Origin of the sequence: uncultured Cardiobacterium sp. (assembly GCF_938028185.1) — a bacterium.
GTDB lineage: Bacteria > Pseudomonadota > Gammaproteobacteria > Cardiobacteriales > Cardiobacteriaceae > Cardiobacterium.
In genome coordinates, this window is the sequence record NZ_CALJAH010000475.1 from 1 (window position 1) to 3,641 (window position 3,641).

The 3,641-nt window shown below is 63.3% G+C and carries 3 protein-coding genes and 1 pseudogene; 1 reads left to right on the forward strand and 3 read right to left on the reverse strand.

The features are described from left to right. The 3 genes and pseudogenes from Q0349_RS13745 to Q0349_RS13755 form a co-directional block, all read right to left on the reverse strand. A pseudogene (locus tag Q0349_RS13745) lies at window positions 1-548 on the reverse strand (PA14 domain-containing protein); the annotation flags it as partial. Then, a complete protein-coding gene (locus tag Q0349_RS13750) occupies window positions 545-1,321 on the reverse strand; it encodes a hypothetical protein (RefSeq protein WP_298081584.1) in 777 nt (258 codons plus the stop codon). The pseudogene Q0349_RS13745 and the gene Q0349_RS13750, both read right to left, overlap by 4 nt. A 246-nt stretch (window positions 1,322-1,567) precedes the next feature. Beyond that, window positions 1,568-3,274 carry a VWA domain-containing protein gene (locus Q0349_RS13755; RefSeq protein ID WP_298081585.1) on the reverse strand — a complete coding sequence of 569 codons (1,707 nt, stop codon included), beginning with the start codon at window positions 3,272-3,274 and terminating at the stop codon, window positions 1,568-1,570. 97 nt (window positions 3,275-3,371) lie between these two features. On the opposite strand from Q0349_RS13755, the gene Q0349_RS13760 reads away from it, so the two are divergent. After that, window positions 3,372-3,641, forward strand: a 270-nt coding sequence (locus tag Q0349_RS13760; RefSeq protein WP_298081586.1) for a homocysteine S-methyltransferase family protein, incomplete at its 3' end; no start/stop codon positions are given.

Genomic DNA, 3,641 nt, shown 5'->3' on the forward strand with positions numbered 1-3,641 from the left:
AAAGCTTCATACGGTGTTGCGCTGCCTCGCCGTACAAATGCGTACTGTCTTCGGCAGCGCGCCTTGTCTGAAACTTTCGGTGTATCGCTATAAATGCAGTAGCCGTCCAGAAGGATGCGAATGTCCGACCGGCTGCGCTCCAGGGCAAATTCGTACTCGCCTTTTTGCGGGATGTCCAGCCAGCCGACCCAGTAGGCGGCGAATTGTGGCGAGGGGATGTCTCTGAACTGGTCATGGCTGTAATTGATGGCGATATGGCGGGTGTTTTCTGTGGCTACAAGGCGGGCCGCACGGAAGTAGTAGGCATCAAAGCCGCTGTCCGGGATATGGTTGCCGGGATTTGTCTCCAGCGCCGGAATGCGCGGTGCATCCTCCAGGGCGGCGTGGATGTTGCGGGTATCGGGGCGCTGGTAAATAGTGAAACCGCTGTCCGCGTTGTCGGAATGGGTTTTCCAGATGATGGCCAGCAGGATGCCGATGATGATGACGCTGACGAAATAAAAGAGCGTGCGGAAGCTGGCGACGGGCTTGCGCGGCGGGGTCTTCATGGCGCGACCTTGTCGATATGCAGGGAAAAATCGGCGGTGTACCAGTCGTTGCGGTATTCCACTTCGAGGGTGTAATCACCGGGGTCAAGGCGAACGAAGGTAGCGCTGGCATCACCGCCTTCAAAAATACGGTGGCGGTTGAGCAGGATGCGCACGTTTGCCCGGCTGACTTCAGCGCTGATACGGTAATCGCCACCTTCGTCAATATGCAGCGTACCCATCCAGCAAGCGGCAAAATCCTGTGCGGGGATGCCCTTGAAGGCGTTGTAGCGGTAATGGATGTCGATGGTGGCGACATTTTCCGTGGCAATCAGCCGTTCGGGCTCGTCGCGCCAGCGGCTGGCGAAAGCCTCCACGGCAAGCGGGCGGTGGCGCGATGGCGGGGCGTCGTCGCGCGTCGCCGCTTTGCGCGCGTCGATGACGCGCGGATCGCCAGTGGTGAGGTAATACGCGGTGAAGCCGCTGACAGGCGCGCGGGCGCCCAGGGCATCGCTCCAACGGTCGGCAACGACAGGGTAATCCTCCAGCGTGAGACGGTCTGCGGTGAGCACGGCAAGGCGGGGAACATCGTGCTTGTCCGCCGTATCGCGACCGGGTGGCCGCAAGGTGTATTCATCGGGGTTCACATATGTCGCGAGCAAGATTTGCCGCTCGCGGGCATCCGCCCACCGGTCGAGTCCGGCGCGTTCGGACAGTTGCCACAAGGCAGCGCCGGTGACAACGGCGCTGGCGAGAATCAGCGGAATTTTGCGGGAAGTATTGCGGGGGTTCATGGAGTTGAATGGGGTGGCAAGGTTGATGTTTTGGGATGGCCGTTCGGGATGTGCGGCGACGTAATGGAAAGCCTGCGTAGGGTGGGGCTTGCCCCACCACCGCAACACCATCCGTCATAACCCGGATGCGGCGCGCAGGGTGTGCGGCGGCGCAGCCGGGTTTCCCGCACTTGCATCAGCGGTGGGGCAAGCCCCACTACGATGCCGCTTATACATACAGGGTAGCGGGGTTGGTGTATGTAAATGCTATTTCCCCGCCGACAGTTTTTGCGCCTGCTCAATCAGCGCAATCAGCCCGGCGCGTTCGCCGTAGGGGTCTGCGCCTTTGGCGGCCTGCGCCAAGCGGAGGATGCCCGCCCAGTCGAGGGCGCCGTTGTCCGCGCCGCCTTTCAGCGCCTGCGCGTAGCTGGCGGCGGCGATGGCGAAGCGGGTCGCTTCATCGGCATCCGCCAGCGGGATGCTTTTCGCCGCAATCGCCTGCTCAATCAACTGGCTGTGTTCGCCCTCTGGTGTTTTGTAGCGCAGTTTCAGCCAGCCGTATTCGTCCGCGCGGCCGCTCGTGGCGGGGGCGTTTTGGTAGTGGCGCGCGTCCAGCCAGCCGTTTTTGCCTTGCGGGATGATTTCGTAGAGGGCGGTAACGTTGCTGCCCGCGCCGATATCGCCCGCGTCCACGCGGTCGTTGTTGAAGTCTTCTTCGCGCAGGCGGCGGTTCTCGTAGCCGACGAGGCGGTACTCCTTGACCGCCGCCGGGTTAAATTCCATCTGGATTTTGACGTCGCGCGCGACGGTGGCCAGCGTTGAGCCGAGTTGGCGTACCAGCACCTTTTTCGCCTCGTCTTCGTTGTCGATGTAGCTGTAGTTGCCGTCGCCCGCGTCCGCCAGTTGCTCCATCATTTCGTCGTTGTAGTTGCCCGCGCCGAAGCCGAGGGTGGTGAGGCTGACGCCGCTTTTGCGTTTCTCGGCGACGTAACTTTTCAGCGCCGCCGGGTCGCTGATGCCGACGTTAAAGTCGCCGTCGGTGGCGAGCAGGATGCGGTTGATGCCGTCTTTGCGGTAGTTTTTCGCCGCCGCGTCGTAGGCCATGCGCAGCGCTTCGCCGCCCGCGGTTGCGCCGTGCGCGCGCAGCGGTTTGAGGGCGGCGATGATGGTTTCTTTTTGGTCGCCCGCGGTCGGCGACAGGATTTTAGCGGTGCTGCCGGAGTAGGTGATGAGGCTGATGCGGTCGTCGGCGCGCAGCGCTTCGGCGAAGTGGCAGACGGTTTTTTTCACCAGCGGCAGTTTGTCGGGTTCATTCATCGAGCCGGAGGTGTCGATGAGGAAGACGAGGTTGGCGGGCGGGCGTTTGTCCGGCGCGAGGTCGGCCGCCTGGATGGCGATGCGGATGAGTTTGGCGTCCGCCTTCCACGGCGAATCCACCGTTTGCGTGTGCACAGCGAAGGGTTTGCCGTCCTGCGGCAGCGGGTAGCCGTAGCTGAAATAGTTGAGGATTTCTTCGGCGCGCACCGCGTCCGCCGGTGGCAGGCGGCCTTCGCGGCTAATCATGCGACGGACGTTGCTGTAGCTGCCGGTATCGACGTCGATGCTGAAGGTGGAGACGGGCGCATCACTGACGCGGTGTACCGGGTTCGCGTCGCTGTGGGCGTAGCGTTCGCGGTTTGGCGCTTCTGCCGTGCCGCGAATGCCTATTTTGGCGGCGGCTTGGTTAAGCTCCCATTGGGTCTTGGCGCCCGCCGGAACGGGCATATTGACGCCGAGGCGGTTCTCCAAATTGGGGGCGGCGGCTTCTTTGGTCGCCGATGCAGGCGCGACCGGCGCCGCTTTCTGCAGAACGGGCGCGCTCATGGCGGCGTATTCCACCGGCGGGGCGTCGCTATCGAGGTCGTCGCAGAGGTCGGCGGCGTAAATGCTGCCGCTGGCGGCGAGGAGGACGAGGGCGGAAAGGCGGTTTTTCATGGGATACTCCGGTTGGGGGATGCGGCGATTATAGCCAGCCATTGCAAAAAACGCTGCGCTGCGCCACATTGGCGCTTTTCCCAACCCCGGAGACCGCATGACCCATCCCCTTCTCGTCCTTGACGGCGGCATGAGCCGCGAGCTGCTGCGCCTCGGCGCGCCCTTTGCCCAACCCGAATGGTCGGCGCTGGCGCTGCTGGAAGCGCCCGCCTTCGTGCAGGACGTCCACGCCGCCTTTATTGCCGCAGGTGCCGACGTCATCACCAGCGACAGTTACGCGCTCGTGCCTTTTCACATCGGCGAAGACCGCTTCCGCGCCCGCGCGCAGGATCTGGCGGCACTCGCCGGGAAACTGGCACGGCAGGCG

Excerpts from the sequence above, each read along its gene's own strand:
- Q0349_RS13750 (WP_298081584.1), bottom strand. The coding sequence starts at position 1,321 with ATGAACCCCCGCAATACTTCCCGCAAAATTCCGCTGATTCTCGCCAGC.
- Q0349_RS13755 (WP_298081585.1), bottom strand. The coding sequence starts at position 3,274 with ATGAAAAACCGCCTTTCCGCCCTCGTCCTCCTCGCCGCCAGCGGCAGC.